15 protein-coding genes are annotated in these 19,298 nt (G+C 57.1%); 8 read left to right on the top strand and 7 right to left on the bottom strand.

Going from position 1 to position 19,298, the window contains the following annotated elements:
• Nucleotides 1-2: 2 nt before the first annotated feature.
• The 3 genes from MDHKLMBL_RS19210 to MDHKLMBL_RS19200 all read right to left on the bottom strand — a co-directional run bounded on the left by MDHKLMBL_RS19210 (nt 3) and on the right by MDHKLMBL_RS19200 (nt 5,823).
• Nucleotides 3-2,186, bottom strand: coding sequence for a carboxy terminal-processing peptidase (locus MDHKLMBL_RS19210; protein WP_104272204.1), 2,184 nt, complete (start codon nt 2,184-2,186; stop codon nt 3-5).
• Nucleotides 2,187-2,434: 248 nt separating this feature from the next.
• Nucleotides 2,435-4,585 carry a 3-hydroxyacyl-CoA dehydrogenase NAD-binding domain-containing protein gene (locus tag MDHKLMBL_RS19205; protein WP_008171463.1) on the bottom strand — a complete coding sequence of 717 codons (2,151 nt, stop codon included), beginning with the start codon at nt 4,583-4,585 and terminating at the stop codon, nt 2,435-2,437.
• 29 nt (nt 4,586-4,614) lie between these two features.
• A complete protein-coding gene (locus MDHKLMBL_RS19200) occupies nt 4,615-5,823 on the bottom strand; it encodes an acetyl-CoA C-acetyltransferase (protein ID WP_092034067.1) in 1,209 nt (402 codons plus the stop codon).
• A gap of 188 nt (nt 5,824-6,011) precedes the next feature.
• Between MDHKLMBL_RS19200 and MDHKLMBL_RS19195 the strand changes: the two genes are divergently transcribed.
• The gene (locus MDHKLMBL_RS19195; protein ID WP_014576682.1) at nt 6,012-6,275 is read left to right on the top strand and encodes a late competence development ComFB family protein; all 264 of its coding nucleotides are present in this window, start codon (nt 6,012-6,014) and stop codon (nt 6,273-6,275) included.
• A gap of 13 nt (nt 6,276-6,288) precedes the next feature.
• Here MDHKLMBL_RS19195 and MDHKLMBL_RS19190 read toward each other — a convergent pair whose 3' ends face one another.
• The gene (locus MDHKLMBL_RS19190; RefSeq protein WP_104272201.1) at nt 6,289-8,754 is read right to left on the bottom strand and encodes a DUF349 domain-containing protein; all 2,466 of its coding nucleotides are present in this window, start codon (nt 8,752-8,754) and stop codon (nt 6,289-6,291) included.
• 177 nt (nt 8,755-8,931) lie between these two features.
• On the opposite strand from MDHKLMBL_RS19190, the gene MDHKLMBL_RS19185 reads away from it, so the two are divergent.
• A complete protein-coding gene (locus tag MDHKLMBL_RS19185) occupies nt 8,932-9,402 on the top strand; it encodes a regulatory protein RecX (RefSeq protein ID WP_053114891.1) in 471 nt (156 codons plus the stop codon).
• Between the two features lie 19 nt (nt 9,403-9,421).
• Here the strand turns inward: MDHKLMBL_RS19185 and mltF are convergent, their stop codons facing one another.
• A complete protein-coding gene (mltF, locus tag MDHKLMBL_RS19180) occupies nt 9,422-10,942 on the bottom strand; it encodes a membrane-bound lytic murein transglycosylase MltF (protein WP_104272199.1) in 1,521 nt (506 codons plus the stop codon).
• Nucleotides 10,943-11,217: 275 nt separating this feature from the next.
• Between mltF and purL the strand changes: the two genes are divergently transcribed.
• Together purL and MDHKLMBL_RS19170 are read left to right on the top strand one after the other, a co-directional pair.
• Nucleotides 11,218-15,123: a phosphoribosylformylglycinamidine synthase gene (gene purL / locus MDHKLMBL_RS19175; RefSeq protein ID WP_104272196.1), complete on the top strand. Its 3,906-nt coding sequence runs from the start codon at nt 11,218-11,220 to the stop codon at nt 15,121-15,123.
• A 416-nt stretch (nt 15,124-15,539) separates the two neighbouring features.
• Nucleotides 15,540-15,851 carry a YqfO family protein gene (locus MDHKLMBL_RS19170; RefSeq protein ID WP_104272194.1) on the top strand — a complete coding sequence of 104 codons (312 nt, stop codon included), beginning with the start codon at nt 15,540-15,542 and terminating at the stop codon, nt 15,849-15,851.
• 9 nt (nt 15,852-15,860) lie between these two features.
• On the opposite strand, the gene MDHKLMBL_RS19165 is transcribed toward MDHKLMBL_RS19170, so the two are convergent.
• Entirely contained in the window at nt 15,861-16,412 is a 552-nt protein-coding gene (locus MDHKLMBL_RS19165) for an NUDIX hydrolase (RefSeq protein ID WP_008171471.1), read from the bottom strand.
• A 97-nt stretch (nt 16,413-16,509) separates the two neighbouring features.
• Between MDHKLMBL_RS19165 and MDHKLMBL_RS19160 the strand changes: the two genes are divergently transcribed.
• Genes MDHKLMBL_RS19160 through purT form a run of 4 tightly spaced genes read left to right on the top strand, consistent with a single transcriptional unit; the run spans nt 16,510 to nt 19,027 of the window.
• Complete coding sequence (locus MDHKLMBL_RS19160) at nt 16,510-17,097, top strand: NUDIX hydrolase (RefSeq protein ID WP_008171474.1); 588 nt, start codon at nt 16,510-16,512, stop codon at nt 17,095-17,097.
• 2 nt (nt 17,098-17,099) lie between these two features.
• Complete coding sequence (locus MDHKLMBL_RS19155) at nt 17,100-17,633, top strand: gamma carbonic anhydrase family protein (RefSeq protein WP_008171478.1); 534 nt, start codon at nt 17,100-17,102, stop codon at nt 17,631-17,633.
• Nucleotides 17,630-17,818, top strand: coding sequence for a DUF1289 domain-containing protein (locus tag MDHKLMBL_RS19150; RefSeq protein ID WP_008171481.1), 189 nt, complete (start codon nt 17,630-17,632; stop codon nt 17,816-17,818). The genes MDHKLMBL_RS19155 and MDHKLMBL_RS19150 overlap by 4 nt, the downstream gene beginning before the upstream one ends.
• Before the next feature lie 18 nt (nt 17,819-17,836).
• Complete coding sequence (gene purT, locus MDHKLMBL_RS19145; protein WP_008171482.1) at nt 17,837-19,027, top strand: formate-dependent phosphoribosylglycinamide formyltransferase; 1,191 nt, start codon at nt 17,837-17,839, stop codon at nt 19,025-19,027.
• Between the two features lie 33 nt (nt 19,028-19,060).
• On the opposite strand, the gene MDHKLMBL_RS21070 is transcribed toward purT, so the two are convergent.
• Nucleotides 19,061-19,298, bottom strand: a 238-nt coding sequence (locus MDHKLMBL_RS21070; protein ID WP_206748291.1) for a hypothetical protein, incomplete at its 5' end; no start/stop codon positions are given.

Here is a 19,298-nt window from a genome sequence, read left to right as displayed (position 1 = left end):
GTTCAACGTGTCACTGCGGCGGCCGGAGACTGTGCCGCAAATTGCTGGGGATCCAGGATCGATGCCATGCGGTTATCAAGGTCCAGCATGTCGGCCATGATATGTCCACCTTCCCGTATCACGAAATCCAGCTCCTCATCGGTGGAATTCAGGTCCGCCGCCTGCTGGTCTTGCCAGTCTTCAAGGTCTTCCAGCGACTCGAACGGTGTCTGGCCTTTCAGTTCACGACGGGCATTTGCGATCGTGAGCCGTGTGCGTTCAATCTGTTCGTGCTCAGCGCGGCGTTCTTCCAGGTTGAGGCTGACGCTGTCGGTGGCGCGCTGTTTGGTCAGGAAGTCGATCTCCTGCTTCAGCAGGCTGAACTCAGGGTTGGTTGAGAACCGCTCTTCGTGCCGCTTGCGAAGCTCATCGATAATGCCGCTGAAATCGAAGTAGCGTGTATGCGGCACGGCCTCGATCTGGTCCCAGGGCAGGGCATGATCCAGGGCGTCCTCACCGATGCGGGTCTTGTCGATACGAGAAGGAATCTCGATGTCCGGGATAACCCCTTTGTGTTGCGTGGAGCCGCCGGATACCCGATAGAACTTGGACTGGGTGATCTTGAGTTGCCCGTGGTTCAGGGGACGCACAGCCTGAACGGTGCCCTTACCAAAGGTCTGGGAACCGACAACCAGTCCGCGGCCATAGTCCTGGATGGCGCCGGCGAAAATTTCGGACGCTGACGCACTCATGCGGTTGGTGAGTACCACCAGAGGCCCGTTGTAGGCCACGGAAGGATCCTCGTCATTGAGTACCTGCACATCGTTATTGGCGTTGCGAATCTGAACGGTGGGGCCCTTGTCAATAAACAGGCCGACCAGATCATTGGCTTCGTGCAGCGCACCACCGCCGTTGTTTCGCAAATCCATCACCAGGCCGTCAACGCCGTCGGCTTCGAGCTCCGCAATCAGGTTGCGGACATCGCGGGTCGTGCTCTTGTAATTCGGGTCACCAGCCTGCATGGCCTGGAAATCCGCATAGAACGTGGGGATGGTAATGACGCCAATCGTATATTCCTTGCCACCACGTTCAAGACGTATGGTGTCCTTGCTGGCGCTCTGCTCTTCCAGCTTTACTTCATCGCGTTTGATGGCGATGGTCTCGGTAATGGTCTCGTCGGAGGCATTGGCCGGAATCACTTCCAGTGTGACGGTCGAATTGCGCGGCCCACGAATCAGATCCACCACTTCGTCCAGACGCCAACCGATCACATTCACCGGCTTTTCGTCTTCCTGTGCGACAGAAACAATGCGATCTGCGGGCTCAAGCTGACCCTGCTTGGAGGCGGGCCCGCCGGGTACCAGTCTCACCACCTTGGTGTATTCGTTGTCCGACTGAAGCACAGCACCGATGCCTTCCAGTGAAAGGCTCATGTTGATATTGAAGTTTTCTGAGGTGCGCGGCGAAAAGTAGGACGTGTGCGGGTCCCACATGCCGGTAAACGCATTCATATAGGCCTGGAAGGCATCTTCACTGCGGGCCTGGTACGCGCGCTTCAACTGGCCTTCGTAGCGGCGGCGCAGGGTTTCAACGATGGCTTCGTCTTCTGCCCCGTTCAGGCGCTGAGCCAGCACCGCATTTTTAATGCGCTTGACCCAGAGATCGTCCAGGGCCTCGGCGTTCGATTCCCAGTCCGCTTTCGAGCGGTCGACCAGAATACTTTCGTTGGCCGAGAAATCCAGCGTGTCGATGCCCTTGTCGATTGTTTCCAGAGCAAACTGGAGGCGCTCGATAATCCGTTGCTGAACCAGATTGTAAATATCGAATCCGGGCTGAAGCTGACCTGTTTTCAGGGCAGAGCCGAGTTGAGTGCGGATTTTGTCGAACTTCGCAATGTCGTCCTGCGAAAGATAGATTCTCTGCCCGTCGAGGTAATCCAGGTAGGCATCAAACACATCTCCGGAGAGTTCATCGCTGATTCCGAGGTCCCGGAAGTGGGTAAACTGCAGTTGACGGGCGATCAGGATATTGGCTCGCGCCTGATCAATCGTCGGTGCAACTGGCTCGTACACGTCTGGAGTTTCAACGTTCGCATGAAGCCCCAGTGGCGCAGACAGCAGCAATGCTACAGTCATTGCCTTGCACACCCCGAACCGAACAGATCCGGCCGAAGAGCGACGAGCCATAATTCTTTCCGCGATGGTCATAAATGCTTACCCGACGGTGTTGGTAGCCCCTCGGTTTGCGAGGGAGTGTCTACCCGTGACTTATTAAATTTATTGTAGGCAAGCACTACACCCGATGCCATAGGCAGGGCGTATCGGATCGTGACAATCTGTCCATGAAGACGCCACGTTCGTAACTGAGGGATCATCGGGGTTGAGGCGTGTTGCACACGGGGAAACTGCCGGGAGAATCGGTAAATCCTCCCGGCAGCAGACGTGCAGAGGCTGAATCAGGCGAACGGTGTGTTCGTTTCCGCCTTTTCCTGCAACAGTCTGGGTGGTGCAAAGCGTTCACCATAGGTCTCGGCGAGCGCCGATGCCCGCTCCGTGAATGCTCTCACGCCATACTGATTGATGAACTGAATCGCGCCACCGGTCCACGGCGCATAGCCAATGCCAAAGATACTGCCGATATTCGCATCCTCTACCGTTCGCAATACGCCTTCCTCCAGACAACGAACGGTTTCGATGGCCTGAATGAAGAGGATCCGGTCTTTCAGCTCCTGCAGTTTGACCGTTCTTGCCTTCTCCGCGTTCACGAACAGAGTTTCCAGCTCCGGCCAGAGGTGTTTCTTGCCGTTGGCAGGGTACTCGTAGAAGCCCGCGCCCGCAGCCTTGCCCTTGCGGCCATGTTCGTTGACCATCGCATCAGTGACGGCCTCCGCTGGGTGGGGATTCCAGGTTCCGCCGGCGGCTTCGGTATCCTTCCTGCTCTGATCCCGGATGTGTTGCATCAGGGTCATGCTGACTTCGTCGGAAATCGCCAGTGGCCCGACGGGCATACCGGCCAGCACCCCCGCGTTTTCAATGCTCGCTGGATGAATACCTTCGCCAAGCATGCAGATGCCCTCGTTGACGAAGGTCCCAAAGACCCGCGAGGTAAAGAACCCTCGACTGTCGTTGACCACCACGGGAATCTTTCCGATCTGCTGAACGTAGTCAAACGAGCGCGCCAGGGTTTCATCCGAGGTTTTTTCGCCGACGATGATTTCTACCAGCTGCATCTTGTCGACCGGTGAGAAGAAATGCAGGCCAATGAAGTTCTCGGCGTTCGCAGAGGCTCCGGCGAGCTGGGTAATGGGGATGGTTGAGGTGTTGGACGCAAAAATCCCGTTTGCCACCAGTTTGGGTTCCGCTTCCTGGGTCACTTTTGCCTTCAGTCCACTGTCCTCGAAGACCGCCTCGATCACCAGGTCACAGCCTTCCAGATCGTCTGACGAATCGGTGGCCTTGATGCGGCTCAGGATGTCTGCCTTCTGTTCTTCCGTCATTCGGCCACGACTGACTTTCTTGGCGAGCAGGTTCTCCGAGTAGCTTTTGCCTTTTTCGGCATTTTCAACGGAGACGTCTTTCAGCACCACATCGATACCCCGTGTCGCCGTTGAATAGGCGATACCTGCGCCCATCATGCCTGCGCCCAGAACACCCACCTTGCGGAAGGTTTCTTTCTCAACGCCCTCGGGGCGGCTGCCGCCCGCCTTGATGGCGTTCAACTGGAACCAGAAGGTGCCGGTCATGTTCTTGGCAACCTGGCCGATCACCAGTTCCGCAAAATACCGGGTCTCGATCAGGCTGCCGTTATCGAAATCGACCTGAGCGCCTTCAACGGCAGCAGAAAGTATGCGCTCCGGGGCCGGATAGCAGCCTTTGGTCTTCTGCTTCAGCATGGCCGGAGCGATCGCCAGCTTCTGCGCCATGGCAGGATGGTGGGGCGCGCCACCCGGGAACCTGAAGCCTTTCTGGTCCCACGGCTGCTGACATTTCGGGTTGGCCTCAATGAACGCTCGGGCTTTCGTGATCATATCGTCGGCAGAATCTGCCAGTTCGTTGATAATGCCGGCCTTGAGCGCAGCTTTCGGATTTACCTTTTTGCCTTCCATCAGGAACGGGAAGGCTGCCTCCAGGCCAATCATTCGAGGCAGTCGCTGGGTGCCGCCGCCACCTGGCAGCAGGCCCAGAGTCACTTCCGGCAGTCCAAGTTGAATGCTGTCGTCATTGATGGCGACACGGTAATGACAGGCGAGGGCAATCTCGAGGCCGCCACCCAGGGCGGAGCCGTTGATGGCTGCCACCACGGGTTTTCCGGTGGTTTCCAGAAACCGCATGTGCGATTTCAGGCCGTTGACCATATCCTCGAAAGTCCCGGCGTCTTCGCGCGTGACCTTATGCAGTTCTTTCAGGTCGCCGCCGGCAAAAAACGTCTTTTTGGCGGAGGCAATGATGATGCCGCGAATGTTATCCAGGTCTTCCTTCACTTTTGCGGCGGTTTCCGACAGGGCGTCCCGAAAAGCAGCGTTCATGGTGTTGGCGGACTGGCCGGGCATATCGATGGTGAGGGTCAGGATCTGGTCTGAACCCAGTTCGTAACGAATAGCACTCATAATTGGTTCTCCTGGAAAAGTGGACGGGTTCAGACGCGCTCAATGATGGTGGCAATGCCCATGCCGCCACCGACGCACAGTGTGGCCAGGCCGTAGCGCAGCTCGCGCCGCTCCAGCTCATCCAGCAGGGTGCCAAGGATCATGGCGCCGGTGGCACCCAGCGGGTGGCCCATGGCGATAGCCCCGCCGTTCACGTTCACTTTTTCGCCGGGAACCGAGAGTTCCCGCTGGAAGCGCATAACCACAGAGGCGAAGGCCTCGTTCACTTCAAACAGATCGATCTGATCGGCAGTCATGCCCGCCTTTTCCAGTGCCTTGCGCGCTGCCGGGGCGGGGCCGGTGAGCATGATGGTGGGGTCTGTGCTGGTCACGGCCGTGGCGATGATGCGAGCGCGCGGCGTCAGCCCCATGGCTTTGCCCTTGGCTTCACTGCCGATGAGCATGGCGGTGGCACCGTCGACGATACCTGAGGAGTTGCCGGCATGATGAACGTGGTTAATCTTCTCCACGTAGTGGTATTTCTCCCGGGCGACACCGTCGAAGCCCATCTCGCCCATCATCTGGAAGGAGGGTTTCAGGCCGGAAAGGCTTTCCAGGGAAGTGTTGCCACGCACATGCTCATCGCGATCAAGGATCACCACGCCATTCTGGTCAGTGATCGGAATGATGGACTTCGCAAAGTAGCCGTTCTGCCAGGCATTGGCCGCTTTCTGCTGGGATTTCACGGCAAAGCCATCAACGTCTTCACGGCTGAAGCCCTCGAGGGTGGCAATCAGGTCTGCGCCGATGCCCTGGGGCATGAAACCGGTATGCAGATTGGTTTCCGGATCTGTGGCCCAGGCTCCGCCGTCGGAGCCCATGGGCACACGGGACATGGCCTCCACACCGCCGGCAACCACCATGTCTTCCCAGCCAGAGCGAACTTTCATGGCCGCCAGATTCACGGCTTCCAATCCGGAGGCGCAGAAACGGTTCAGGGTGACGCCCGCCACCTTTTCATCCCAGTCAGCGGCCAGCGCTGCTGTCTTGGCGATATCAGCACCCTGGTCACCCACGGCGGTTACGCAGCCCATCACAATGTCGTCCACCTGGGCGGTATCCAGGCTGTTCCTCTCCTGCAGCGCATGGAGCACCGTGGTCAACAGCGAGATGGGTTTGACGCTGTGAAGTGATCCGTCTTTTTTTCCGCGCCCCCGGGGGGTGCGGACTGCATCGAAGATATAAGCCTCGGTGGTCATTGCTTGTCCTCTGGTCATATTGTTTTCGGGTTTGATTTACCGATGACACAACCATAGCCGGTTGCGGTTGCAGGGGGTAATGACGCGGGCTGCCAATCGCATTGGCGAAATTGCTCATGAACCATGACAAGGAGGGGGCTGGCTTCTATGGTGTTAGAAACCGCAGACGAATTCGGGAGGCGGAAGCCATGTCTCTGCGAGATGCAATCGATAATTTCTACGAGCGGCTGGTGGTGGATGCCATCGAGGCAACGCGGGAGGAGTCTGACACAGCGGACTATCTGACCGATGTTATGTGCGTGGCTCTCAACCGACTGCCCACACGGTATTACCGGCATTCAATCGATATGATGTTTTACCTGGCGGACGAGGAACTCAAGGGGATGAAACAGAAATCCCTGGCCGCCGTAAAGGAAGCCAGGGAATTCGTCAGGGAACATCAGCGGGAGTAGACCGCTGGGCGCCTCAGGCCTCGTTCAGATTGGCGATAGCCCTGTTCAGTCGCTCAGCGAGCTCCGTGTCCGCGTTTTTGCCAGTGCCACCCAGGCACCAGGCTGCCAGCAGTTTCTCTACATCCTGCATTTGATCCGTGCTGTTGTCGGCGGAACCCATGCCATTGGCAAGGCGCTGAACCTGGATTTCCATGCGGCGCTGCTGATCGGCTTCGGGGGAGGGCACGCCGCAAAGGATTTCTGCGCGAATCACCAGCTCGACCGGATCGCTGGCGTCTGACGTTTCGGCCAGCGCAGCCCAGTGCTGAGGCGCTGATTCACTCCCGGACTGGCCCGCTGTGGCCGCCATCACCAGAGACTGCCAGGAAGCCATTTTTGCCTGCAATCTCAGAGCCGAGAGAATCTTGCTCAGCCGCTGCTTTTCTTGCTGGACCTGTTCCCTGACGCCTTTTGAGAGCGTAGCGGCATCAATATCCTTGAGCGTCGCCAGGGCCGCAGTGACTGCCTGTTCGTCACTTTCCGGGGATATTCCTGAAACCTGATTCAGGCCTGCTTGCGCCGTCTCGTCGGCGGCCCGTGATGCCTGCTGCTGTTCCGAGCGCTCGGCATCACGGCGAGCAAAGATCTGGTCACAGGCCTTTCGGAACGCCTGCCATAGTTTGCGGTCTTCCCGATGGCGGGTGATTCCGATGGCTTGCCAGTCTCCCTGGAGGGCCTTGGCCTGGTTCATGGCCTCCTGAAGCGGCTCGTGTTCGACCAGGGCCTGGGCCTTGTCCACGATCGTCTGTTTCAGGCCTTCGTTCTTGCGCCGTTCCTCGTCCAGGGGTGCTTCCAGCCTCTTGAGCAGTTCATCGAAGCGCTTTTGAACGCCCCGATTGTCGCGGAATTCCACTGGCCAGGCCTCTTTCCACTCCTGGCGAGCGGTCTGGTGGATTCGTTCCGCGGCTTTCCAGTCGATGGAAGACCAGTCGGCATTGTCCAGGAAGCTTTCGAGCTGCTGGCAAATGGCGGACCGTTTTTCCAGATTGGCCTGTTTGAGGCCGGACTTGGCAGAGAAGTAGGCCTTGCAGGGCTCGTAAGCCTTGTCCGAGGCAGCTTTGAACCGGGACCACAGCGAGCGATCTGAAGAGCCGCCGAGATCGCGCCACTCATTCTGCAACTCCTTGATTCGCTCGGCCTTTGCTTCCGGATCCATTGGCTGCTCTGCCAGGTATTCCATTTGCTCGCACAGGGCAATCTGCTTGGGTTCCGTGGCGAAGCCCTGCCAGTCCGAGAGTTCACGCAATTGCCCGGTAAGCAGCTGCATGCGCGCCTGATAGGGTTTTGCGTGGCGCTGGTCCAGATCCCGGAAGTGCTGTTGTGCCGTTTTGAAGAGCTGTTTGGATTCTTTCAGCTGTTTGGCCTCCAGAGCCTCCTCCAGTTGCCTGATTTCGGCCTCGAGGCGAGTCGTCAGAGCTTTCTGTTGCTCCTGGTCAACTCGGGGCTCTGCCGGTTTCTTGCGTTTGCCGGCCAGCTTCCGCAATGGCTCCAGTAGTGCCGGGATGGGATAGTCTTCCGGCCAGTTGATCTCGGCAACCAGTGTCTTTGCCTGGGCACGCTGCTCGTCGGTGGCATCGTCTGCGCGCTCGAGCAGTGCGCCAAGTTCGACGATGGTTTCCCGTTCCTGGGTAATCCGACGGACAGAACTCAGGTAATTGCGCAGTGCCAGCATGGCGTTTTCGTAGGCTTTCTGTTCCTGCTTCTCCACTGCCGTATCCCGGGTTGCTTCCAGCCAGCGGTTTTCCTGGGTTTTCTGGAGTGCATCCAGGGACGCCAGTGAGGGCAGTGTTTCAGGCGGTTGAGACTTGAGCTCGTCCAGTGTGCGGGTCAGCAGATCCAGGGTTTCCTGACGTTGCAGCTTCTGCTCGCGCTGGCGCTTTTCATCTTCCGCCGCAGATTGCAGGGCCGCAATGCGCTCTTTGCACAGGTGAACCGCTTCGAGAAATGCCTGGGCCTGTTCCGGTGAGGCGTGTGTTTCCACCTCTGTCCATTGTTTCAGCAGGGCTTCGAGGCGGGCCTCATAAAGCTTGGTATCGTCACTTTTCGCCTGGTCCTGGGCGTGGCGGGTAAGGGTAGCGATGGTCTGGCTGATGCTGTCCAGCCGGGCCTGCTCTTCGCGCCGCTGCTGCAGTGCCAGTTTAACGATCTGGTAGACACCTTTGTCACGGCCTTTGGCCTGTTTCTGCACTTCCTGCAGGCTGGCTTCGTCGGTCAGTCTGCCTGCAGCGGACTGCCGGATATCCGCGGTAACGCCCTCAATGGCAAGCTTGGCCAGGACATCCTGGGATGGTGCGCTCTCCAGTGTTTTGAGCTGTTCTTCCCTCCGGTCAGTCCGGGTATCTTCCTGTTCGACAGGCTCTGGCTGGGTGGCTTTCCGCTGTTTTGGCGTTGCCTCGGTTGTCTTGCGGGATTTGAACAGTTTCTGGATGAACGCGGCCATAAGAGTATCCTTGGGTGTTGAAACCAGTTCACGGTGTCGGGCAAAGTTGTGCCGCCACCGGCCGTCGGCATCCGGTCAGGATGCCGGGTAGTTTGACTGGTCAGCCTGAGGTGCTGGCCAGCAGGAAAAATTCGCGGCTAGTCTAGCGTTTTGTATGCGTGTGCGGAAAGGGTCTGTATGGCAAAACAGGAAAATGACAACGATCAGGATTACAAGGCCCGGGCAACGGCACTCAGGTTGCTTGCCAGGCGCGAGCACAGTCGCCTCGAGTTAAGCCTTAAACTCCGCCAAAGAAAGCTGCCGGGCGACATTATTAACGCTGTTCTGGATGATTACGAGAAAGAGGGTTGGCTAGACGATGATCGGTTTGCTGACGTCTACGCCCGCCAAAGAATGGACCTTGGTTACGGACCGCTACGGATTCTTGGCGAACTTCAGCAGCGCGGGGTCCACAAGACTCCGGAGTGTGTTGCCGAGATGGCGGAGGAGGATTGGTGTCAGCGAGCTATCGGTATCCGCGATAAGCGTTTTGGCCTGGCGGATCTGAGTGACGACTGGGACGAAAAAGTGCGGCAGGCGCGTTTTCTGAATCGTAGGGGCTTTTCCGCCAGTCAGGTGGAGCGCGCGCTCGAGGCTCGTAGCGAATAGCCGGCGGAAGTCAGATTCTTCAAAGGGTTGGCGGTATCATGCCCAGTTCTGCGGGCAGGCCGGCCCTGAGCTTTCCGTCCGTTTGCAGCTCGCCTGATCGGCCTTCCGGCGCCCGGCTTTCCTCCATCTGTACGATCTGTTCCTCTGCTTCGGTCGCCGGGATACCCGGCTGGTTGAGCCGGGCGAGTACATCGTAATAGCGCCGTATATTCTGGACGTAGATCACCGGTTCGTGGCCCCGGGCATAGCCAAAGCGGGTCTTGGTATACCATTCCTTCTCGGCCAGTAACGGCAGGAATTCCTTTACGTCCATCCACCGGTCAGGGTCTCGTCCCGCGCCTTCTGTAAGTCGTCGGGCGTCCTCCAGATGCCCGAAACCCACGTTGTAGGAGGCGAGGGCGAACCAGGTGCGGTCTGGCTCCGGGATTCGTTCCGGGATTTTTTCGTGCACGATCCGGAAATACTTGGCGCCGCCCTGAATGCTTTCTTCGGCGTCCAGGCGGTTATTGATGCCGATATGGCTCGCGGTGTTCCTGGTCAGCATCATCAGTCCACGGACCCCGGTGGGCGATACCGCATTGGGGCGCCAGTGGGACTCCTGGTAACCAATGGCTGCGAGCAGTCGCCAGTCCATGTTGAACTCGCGGGCATAGTCGCGAAACAGCGACTCGTATTTGGGCAACCGGTTCTCCACATGATGCATGAAGGTTCGGGCACCCACGTAATTCAGTCGATCAAGGTGGCCATAGAAGCGCTCGGAAATCTGGGCCAATGTTCCGTTGGTCTCGAGACTTTCCAGGAACTGGCGGGCCGCTTTTGCCAGGGAATCATCCTGCGCTGACGGGAAAAACCAGGCCAGTTCACCGGGTTCTCCAAGGGTAAAGGCCTCCTTCACCATCGGGTAGAATACGTGGTTAAGGTCGAGCTCGTTGGAGGAAACCATTGCGTAGGGGAATTCGCCGCTTTCAACGCGGGACAGAACGCCCGCGGCGTCCAGTCCGGGATGCACCTCCCATTCAAGCTCTGCGTTTTCCCGGCGGGCTTCATTCAGGCGGTGCTCGTGGTTGCTGTCGGATACCACGTGCACCGTTTTCCCGATCAGGTCTTGTAATGATTCAGGCCGCTCGACATCGCGGTTATAAACCAGGATCGACTGGGCGGTGATGCCGGTCGCTACGGTGCGATACTGATTGGCAGTATGGGGTTGCCTGGAGAGCCCGAGCATCCCGAAGTGGGCGTAGTTCTTTTCCAGAACGGACAGGATTTCTGTGTTGTTATCGGCAACGCGGACCCGGAGCTTTACGCCAAGTTCCTCGGCGAACAGTTTTGCCAGTTCGTAATCATAGCCGGTGGGGCCGTCTTCACTTTCCACATAGATAGACGGCGCCGTCCGGGTAATCACATGCAGCACCCCCTCATCACGGATTTCCTGGAGAGTGCTGGGCTGTGAGCATCCGGTCAGTATCAGGGCAGTGCCGAGGAAGAAAACAATCCCGGCGGATGCGCTTTTGAAAGCAGCAAATATCTTTGGCAAGTCCATGGACTCCGTCACGGCTGGATCATCTGGTTGTAGCGTCGCATAAAGCCACGCAACCTTGTCTATCCTGAGCGTGGAATTCCTTTCCACACATTCAATGATCCTTGGTGTCGGAGGCCTGGTCAATAAAGCTGGTTAATTAATGTGCAAAACAATGTTAATTGTACAGCCCGGGATTAACGCCTCAAGCGCTGTATCCTGACCCCGCTTTCGAGTATCATGTCGGCCTTTCAAATTGCACCCAGACTTCCCCGTTTCGCGCGATACAGGTTGATATCATGCTTGAACTTCGCGGCGCTCCCGCGCTCTCGCCATTCCGCTCCCGCAAATTGCATTCCCGGATTCAGGATATCGTGCCTGAAATCGAGCATGTTTATGCTGAGTTCATGCACTTTGTTGACCTGGAGGCAGACCTCTCGGACGCGGAGCAAGCTATTCTGGACCGGCTCCTGACCTATGGCCCGAGTGTGCCGGTGGAAGAGCCTGACGGCGTGCTTTTCCTGGTTGTGCCTCGCCCCGGCACGCTCTCGCCCTGGTCCAGCAAGGCAACGGACATCGCCCGGAACTGTGGCTTGCGGCAGATACATCGGATTGAGCGGGGCACGGCCTATTACATTCGTTCGGGGCGCAAGCTTGGCCTGGAACAACGCGAGAAAATCGCAGCGCTGCTGCATGACCGCATGACTCAGAAAGTATTTCATGAGATGGGCGGCGCAGAGCTGTTGTTCAGCCATGAAGAGCCTCGGCTCCTGGGGAGGGTGCCAGTTCTCGCCGGTGGCCGCGATGCCCTGGTGGAAGCCAACTCGCGCCTGGGGCTGGCGCTTGCCGAAGATGAAATTGACTACCTGGTTAAGTCCTTCACGGATCTTGAACGGGATCCGACCGACGTGGAACTCATGATGTTCGCCCAGGCGAACTCCGAGCATTGTCGCCACAAGATATTCAACGCGTCCTGGGATATTGACGGCGAGGGTCAGGAAAAATCCCTGTTCGCCATGATCCGGAATACCTTCGAAATGAACAGCGAGGGCGTGCTATCGGCCTACAAGGACAATGCCTCGGTTATTCGGGGTAGTCGTGGTGGCCGCTTCTTCCCGGACCCCGAGACGGGTGTCTACGGATATAACGAAGAAGAAATCCATATTCTGATGAAGGTGGAAACGCACAACCACCCGACGGCGATTGCTCCTGCCGCCGGCGCCGCCACGGGCTCCGGCGGCGAAATTCGCGACGAAGGTGCTACCGGCCGGGGTTCCAAGCCCAAAGCGGGTCTGACTGGTTTCACAGTCTCAAACCTGAATCTGCCGGACGATCCCCAGCCATGGGAAATCAACTACGGCAAACCTGAACGCATCGCTTCACCGCTCGACATCATGATTGAAGGGCCTATTGGTGGCGCGGCATTCAATAACGAATTCGGACGTCCCAACCTGGCGGGCTACTTCCGGACCTTTGAGGAGAAAGTGCCCGGAGCCGCCGGCGAAGAAGTCCGCGGTTACCACAAGCCGATCATGATTGCCGGTGGTCTTGGCAATATTCGTGAGGAGCATGTTGAAAAGGGCAATATCCCGGTGGGCGCGAAACTCATCGTGTTGGGTGGGCCCTCCATGCTGATCGGTCTGGGCGGTGGTGCGGCTTCGTCCATGGACTCGGGCTCCAGTAACGAAAATCTGGACTTTGCGTCAGTGCAGCGGGACAACCCCGAGATGGAGCGTCGGTGTCAGGAAGTTATCGACCGCTGCTGGCAGATGGGCGACAAGAACCCTATTGCGTTCATCCATGATGTGGGCGCCGGTGGTCTGTCCAACGCTATGCCTGAGCTTGTCAAAGATGGCGGTCGCGGCGGTAAATTCGAGCTTCGCGACATTCCCAGTGACGAGCCGGGAATGTCTCCGCTGGAAATCTGGTGTAACGAATCCCAGGAACGGTATGTGATGGCAGTGGCTCCGGAAAACCTGGAGCAATTTGACGCCCTGTGCCGCCGCGAGCGCTGCCCCTATGCCGTGATAGGCGAGGCGACAGAAGCTCATCATCTGGAATTGGGCGATTCCTACTTCGACGACAAGCCGGTTGATCTGCCGATGGAAGTGCTGTTCGGCAAACCGCCGCGCATGCATCGGAGTGTCAGCCGCGCTTCCTTTACGAAGCCCATTTTCGACTCCACCAAAATCGATCTGGATGATGCCATTCGCCGCGTTCTGCGTCTGCCGTCTGTTGGCTCCAAGAGCTTTTTGATCACCATTGGTGACCGGACCATTACCGGCCTGGTTGCTCGGGATCAGATGGTTGGGCCCTGGCAGGTTCCGGTGGCTGATGTGGCTGTGACGGCCACCTCCTTCGATGTTCGCACCGGTGAAGCAATGGCCATGGGCGAGCGCACGCCGGTCGCCACGATCGATGCGCCCGCGTCCGGTCGCATGGCCGTCGGTGAAGTGATTACCAATATGGCGGCAGCGCCGATCGGCAAGTTGGCCGATATCCGGCTCTCTGCAAACTGGATGGCCGCTGCTGGCCACCCGGGTGAAGATGAGAATCTCTACGAGACCGTTCGCGCCGTAGGCATGGAATTGTGCCCGGAGCTTGGAATCACGATCCCCGTGGGCAAGGACTCCATGTCCATGAAGACCATGTGGGAAGAAGACAGCGGCGAACAGAAAAGCGTGACTGCACCGCTTTCATTGATTGTCAGTGGTTTTGCACCGGTTATTGATGTTGCAAGGACGCTGACTCCCCAGCTGGTCAAGGATGCTGGCGAGACAGATCTGATCCTCGTGGATCTTGCTGCTGGCCAGAACCGCCTCGGGGGCTCCGCTCTGGCTCAGGTTTACCGTCAGGTCGGTGCAGTTGCACCGGATCTGGATGACCCGGAGGACATCAAGGCTTTCTTTGCGGTTATTCAGGGTCTGAACAGCGACGGTAAGCTCCTGGCCTATCACGATCGTTCAGACGGCGGCCTGTTCGTCACCCTTGCTGAAATGTGTTTCGCCGGCCACTGTGGGGTTGATATCAAGCTGGATGGCCTCGCCGAGGATCGCAGTCAGTTTGCCCGGGAACTTTTTAATGAAGAGCTGGGTGCCGTCATCCAGGTACGCAGGGAAGACACCGGTTTTGTCCTGCAGCAGTTCTCTGCCGCGGGTCTTGGGGATTACATCAGTGTTATCGGTAGCCCGAATGATACTGACAACCTTCGCCTGACCTTCGAAGGTAGCACTGTGGTGGATGAATCCCGGGTGGAGCTCCAGCGCCTGTGGTCCGAGACCAGTTACCGTGTTCAGTCGCTCCGGGATAACGCCGATTGCGCTCGTGAAGAATTCGATAACCTGCTTGACGCAGAGGATCCCGGTCTCCACGCCGAACTCTCTTACGACATCAACGACGACGTGGCTGCCCCTTATATCAACAAGGGAGCCCGTCCAAAAGTTGCGGTTCTGCGGGAGCAGGGTGTCAATGGTCAGGTTGAGATGGCAGCCGCATTCGACCGTGCCGGCTTCGATTCTGTCGACGTGCATATGAGCGATCTGCTCTCCGGCCGGGTTACGCTGGAAGGCTTTAACAGCCTGGTTGCCTGTGGCGGTTTCTCCTACGGTGACGTTCTGGGCGCTGGCGAGGGTTGGGCCAAGTCGATTCTGTTCAGCGATCGCGTCAGGGACCAGTTTGCGGCGTTCTTTAATCGCCAGGACACGCTGGCGCTGGGTGTGTGCAATGGCTGTCAGATGCTCTCCAATCTTCACGAACTGATTCCGGGAAGTGAGGGCTGGCCACGTTTCGTACGCAACCAGTCCGAGCAGTTTGAGGCGCGCCTGGTTATGGCTGAGGTGATGCCGTCACCGTCGGCGTTCATGGATGGCATGGCCGGTTCCCGTATGCCGATTGCCGTTGCTCACGGCGAGGGCAGGGTTGAGTTTGCCAGCGGCACCTCGGCAGAAGCTCTCTCCGAGAACGAGTTGGTGGCGCTGCGCTATGTGGATAATCGGGGGCAGGCGACCGTACGCTATCCCTACAACCCGAATGGATCCGAAGCCGGTATTACTGGTGTGACGACGCGCGATGGCAGGGTCACCATCATGATGCCGCATCCCGAGCGAGTGTTCAGGGCTGTCCAGCATTCCTGGCGCCCCTCAGAATGGCAGGAAGATGGTTCCTGGATTCGCATGTTCCGAAATGCGAGACGCTGGTTCGGCTGATTTTCCGTTCCAGTGACAAGCCGGTTTTGGGTGCGCTCAACATGAGTGTTTATTCCAAAGCCGGCTTTTTTGTTTTGCGCCCTTTTTTTGGGCGTTTTTCAAGGGAAAAAATCGGCAAAAATGGCAAAAATCCCCTTGACTCAGTATTTTTATGCACATTGCTGGTGCCTCCCTGTTTGTTCTGTGCACAAAGAGCGGGAATTTGGTTCAACTTTTGCTCAAAAGTCATAACCAATTGAAAAATATAGAATAAATGAATCAGGTGATTTTGTCGCCAATTTAACGGAAGTGCAGTGATTACGGGGTTTGAGGGCGTGTTCCCAAAAACTTTCCCCAGAGTTATCCACAGATTCTGTGGGTAAGTATCTAAGCTATTAATCTGTACAAAAAATATCCGACCTGAAGGAGGTTTTTCGATGTACAAGATGTGTTATTTCGTTCCGGAGACTCACGTCGAAAAAACCAAACAGGCATTGTTCGATGCCGGCGCCGGTCGAATCGCTGATTACGATTCCTGTGCCTGGCAATGTCTTGGAAGAGGGCAGTTTCGTCCGCTTGAAGGAAGCGATCCGTTTCTCGGTCATGCCGGGGAGATTGAAGCGGTGGATGAATACAAGGTTGAGCTGGTTTGCGCCGACGAGCTGATAAAGGATGCTCTCGCGGCACTCAAGCAGGCCCACCCATACGAGGAGCCCGCTTACGAAATCTATCGAATGGAGGAATTGTAGTCGCCCGCGCTACTTGCGGTCTTTCGCCATGGGGTGGCGGATATCACTCACGTGAACCCCGAAGGATTCGCGGCTGTAGTCAGACAGGAAAAGTTCCAGGGTTCGCTTGACGGTCGGGAACGAGATTTCTTCCCAGGGAATCTCGTCCAGGCCGAACAGTCTGGATTCGAGGGACTCCTCACCTGCACCAAACTGACCGTCTTTCAGTGTGGCCCGGTAGAACATGTGAACCTGATTGATGTGCGGGACGTCGATGATGGAATAGAGGCCTTCAATGTTAACCTCTGCAAGCGCCTCTTCCATCGTTTCCCGCTCCGCGGCCTCGATGGTGGTTTCGGCGTTCTCCATGAAACCCGCAGGCAGCGTCCAGTAACCATAGCGAGGTTCGATAGCGCGGCGACACAGCAGTATCTGGCCCTCCCACACGGGCACCGTGCCGGCGACAATGCGTGGGTTCTGGTAATGTATGGTATCGCAGCTGACACAGACATAGCGGTGACGGTTATCGCCTTCGGGGATGCGTTGTTCAACCGGATGGCCGCATGTGCTGCAGTACTTCATGATTTTCCCCGTATACTTAAATTGGTTTGGTAGTCAGTTTAACGATCCCGGCTGCCTCTGTCTCATCCAACCTCCGGATGTACCGTGGAGATGAACATTGCGTGATTTACTTGCCGAGCGCCTGGCCGGCTATGCACCGCGCCAGTTGGCCCTGGATTATCCTGAGGCAGGCATACTGGTTCCGGTAACCGACGATCTGAAAAACCCGGAGATGATCTTTACGCTCAGGTCCGAGAATCTGAGCACCCATCGCGGGCAGGTCGCCTATCCCGGCGGCAAAAGGGATTCGGAAGATCCGTCTCTGGCAGCAACGGCGTTACGTGAAACCCATGAAGAGATCGGATTGCCGCCGGATCAAGTACAACTAATTGCGCCGCTCAGTCAGGTGATGTCCCGCTACGGAATTCTAGTTACACCTTACGTTGGTGTGATTCCCGGAGATCATCCTTTGGAGCCAAACCCCCATGAAATCGAAAGTGTATTCCGCGTGCCTCTATCGTTTTTTCTGGAAGACAGGCGGGAGCGCACAGATGCTCTGGATTTCCTGAACCATACGTTTTACGTACCCTGCTACCGTTGGGAACGCTACGAGATCTGGGGCCTGTCGGCAGTGGTTCTGGTTGACTTCCTGAACGCTGTGTACGATGCCGGAATCGATCTGCTTGAACCGCCTGAAGGAGGCTGAGAATGTTTTACCAGTTGAATGACCGAACGCCGGAACTGGAAGGTGAGGGTCACTTTGTGGCCGAGAACGCGTCGGTGATAGGCCGTGTCCGGCTGATGGATAAGGCCAGCGTCTGGTTCAATGCCGTTCTACGTGGTGACAACGAGTGGATCACCATTGGGCCTGAAACAAATGTTCAGGACGGTTCGGTACTGCATACAGACCCGGGTATGCCTCTTACTCTGGGTAAGGGTGTAACGGTTGGTCACAAGGTAATGCTCCATGGGTGCGAGATTGGTGATTACTCTTTAATTGGCATAAATGCTGTGGTTCTGAACGGAGCAAAGATTGGCAAGCACTGCCTGATTGGCGCCAATGCTCTCATTCCCGAAGGAATGGAGGTGCCTGACGGCTCCATGGTTGTCGGTTCGCCGGGCAAGATCAAGCGGGAGCTCAACGATAGCCAGAAGAAGATGCTGGAAATGAGTGCGCAGCACTATGTTCAGAATGCTGCCCGCTACGCCGATGAGCTCAAGCCCTGCGAGCCGAAAAAATGAGTGTTGCTGACAAGGTTCGATCGCCCTGCGTAAGCATCTGCGCGCTTGATGAAAATGACATCTGTGTGGGCTGCCATCGAAGTGGGGATGAGATCACCCTCTGGACCAGGATGGATGACGACGAACGGCGCGAGGTGCTCCGGAAAGTGGCGGAGCGCGAAAAAGGTTCCCTGATTCACGGCTAACATAGGTGTTGGTAAATCATGACTGACTCAGTTCGAATTGGTACTCCCCTTAAAGGTAATGCCTTCAGGGTTTTGTTTTGTGGATCCGGTGAGCTTGGCAAGGAAGTTGTCATTGAACTTCAGCGCTATGGCGTCGAAGTGATCGCTGTCGACAGATATGCGGATGCGCCTGCCATGCAGGTGGCGCATCGGAGCCATGTCATCGACATGCTGGACGGCGCCAGCCTGCGCAGTGTTATCGAACAGGAAAAGCCGGATCTGATTGTTCCGGAGATTGAAGCGATTGCCACGCCGGAGTTGGTAAAGCTCGAAGAGGAAGGCTATCGCGTCATCCCCACCGCCAGAGCGGTGAACCTCACCATGAACCGTGAAGGAATCCGGAGGCTCGCGGCTGAAGAGCTCGGGCTGCCTACCTCACCCTACCGCTTTGCGGGTACCCGGGAAGAATACCTTGCCGCCGTGAACGAAATAGGCCTGCCACTTGTGGTAAAGCCGGTCATGAGCTCGTCGGGCAAGGGGCAGAGTACCGTCAAGACCGAGGATGATATTGAAGCGGCCTGGGAATATGCCCAGTCTGGCGGGCGTGCCGGTAAGGGAAGGGTGATTGTCGAAGGCTTTGTGGACTTTGACTATGAGATTACCCTGCTCACCGTCAAGCACCGTGATGGCGTATCTTTTTGTGAGCCCATCGGGCACAGGCAGGAAGATGGAGACTATCGGGAATCCTGGCAACCACAGCCAATGGCCCCGCTGGCCTACGAGCGTTCGGCCGAAGTTGCCCGCGCTGTGGTCGAAAACCTCGGTGGCTATGGCATCTACGGTGTGGAGCTGTTTGTTAAGGAAGACAATGTCTGGTTCTCCGAGGTTTCGCCGCGTCCGCACGATACTGGCCTGGTTACGTTGGTCTCACAGGACCTGTCCGAATTTGCTCTGCATGCCCGAGCCATTCTGGGTTTGCCCATTCCCGCGATACGGCAGACTGGTCCCTCGGCATCAGCCGTGATTCTTCCTGAGGGCGATTCGGCGTCCGTATCGTATTCCGGTCTTGAGACAGCGCTTTCCGAGCCGGATACTCAATTGCGTTTGTTCGGCAAGCCCGAGTTGAAGGGGCGCCGTCGAATGGGCGTTGCCCTGGCGAAGGGCGCAACGGTGGATGAAGCGCGCAAGAAAGCTCGCGACTCGGCAAATTCGATTACCGTTGAACTGTGAGGTTCACCCAGGCCTGGCTCTGATCAGCCAGGCTTATGAAGGTTTGATGACGATTTCCGAAAAAATTCGGAACGAACCGTTGACACCTTCAGGCAGGTCTGTAGAATGCGCATCTCTTTCGAGGGGAGCACCGCTGAGGCGGCTGAGGAATCGAAAGATAACTGTTTGAAAGCGCTGAAGAAAATGAGTTTCAAAATTCTTCAGAAAGCAGTTGACAGGCAAGCGATTCACTGTAGAATGCGCGCCTCGAAACAAGCAGTAAGCCGGGTCA

The organism is Marinobacter flavimaris, from assembly GCF_002933295.1.
Taxonomy (GTDB): domain Bacteria; phylum Pseudomonadota; class Gammaproteobacteria; order Pseudomonadales; family Oleiphilaceae; genus Marinobacter; species Marinobacter flavimaris.
This window is presented reverse-complemented; position numbering and strand designations above follow the sequence as displayed.

Coding starts and splice junctions, on each gene's coding strand:
- MDHKLMBL_RS19195 (WP_014576682.1), top strand. CDS start 6,012: ATGTCTCTGCGAGATGCAATCGATAATTTCTACGAGCGGCTGGTGGTG.
- MDHKLMBL_RS19185 (WP_053114891.1), top strand. CDS start 8,932: ATGGCAAAACAGGAAAATGACAACGATCAGGATTACAAGGCCCGGGCA.
- purL (WP_104272196.1), top strand. CDS start 11,218: ATGCTTGAACTTCGCGGCGCTCCCGCGCTCTCGCCATTCCGCTCCCGC.
- MDHKLMBL_RS19205 (WP_008171463.1), bottom strand. CDS start 4,585: ATGAGTGCTATTCGTTACGAACTGGGTTCAGACCAGATCCTGACCCTC.
- MDHKLMBL_RS19210 (WP_104272204.1), bottom strand. CDS start 2,186: ATGACCATCGCGGAAAGAATTATGGCTCGTCGCTCTTCGGCCGGATCT.
- MDHKLMBL_RS19200 (WP_092034067.1), bottom strand. CDS start 5,823: ATGACCACCGAGGCTTATATCTTCGATGCAGTCCGCACCCCCCGGGGG.
- MDHKLMBL_RS19190 (WP_104272201.1), bottom strand. CDS start 8,754: ATGGCCGCGTTCATCCAGAAACTGTTCAAATCCCGCAAGACAACCGAG.
- MDHKLMBL_RS19155 (WP_008171478.1), top strand. CDS start 17,100: ATGTTTTACCAGTTGAATGACCGAACGCCGGAACTGGAAGGTGAGGGT.
- MDHKLMBL_RS19150 (WP_008171481.1), top strand. CDS start 17,630: ATGAGTGTTGCTGACAAGGTTCGATCGCCCTGCGTAAGCATCTGCGCG.
- MDHKLMBL_RS19165 (WP_008171471.1), bottom strand. CDS start 16,412: ATGAAGTACTGCAGCACATGCGGCCATCCGGTTGAACAACGCATCCCC.
- purT (WP_008171482.1), top strand. CDS start 17,837: ATGACTGACTCAGTTCGAATTGGTACTCCCCTTAAAGGTAATGCCTTC.
- mltF (WP_104272199.1), bottom strand. CDS start 10,942: ATGGACTTGCCAAAGATATTTGCTGCTTTCAAAAGCGCATCCGCCGGG.
- MDHKLMBL_RS19170 (WP_104272194.1), top strand. CDS start 15,540: ATGTACAAGATGTGTTATTTCGTTCCGGAGACTCACGTCGAAAAAACC.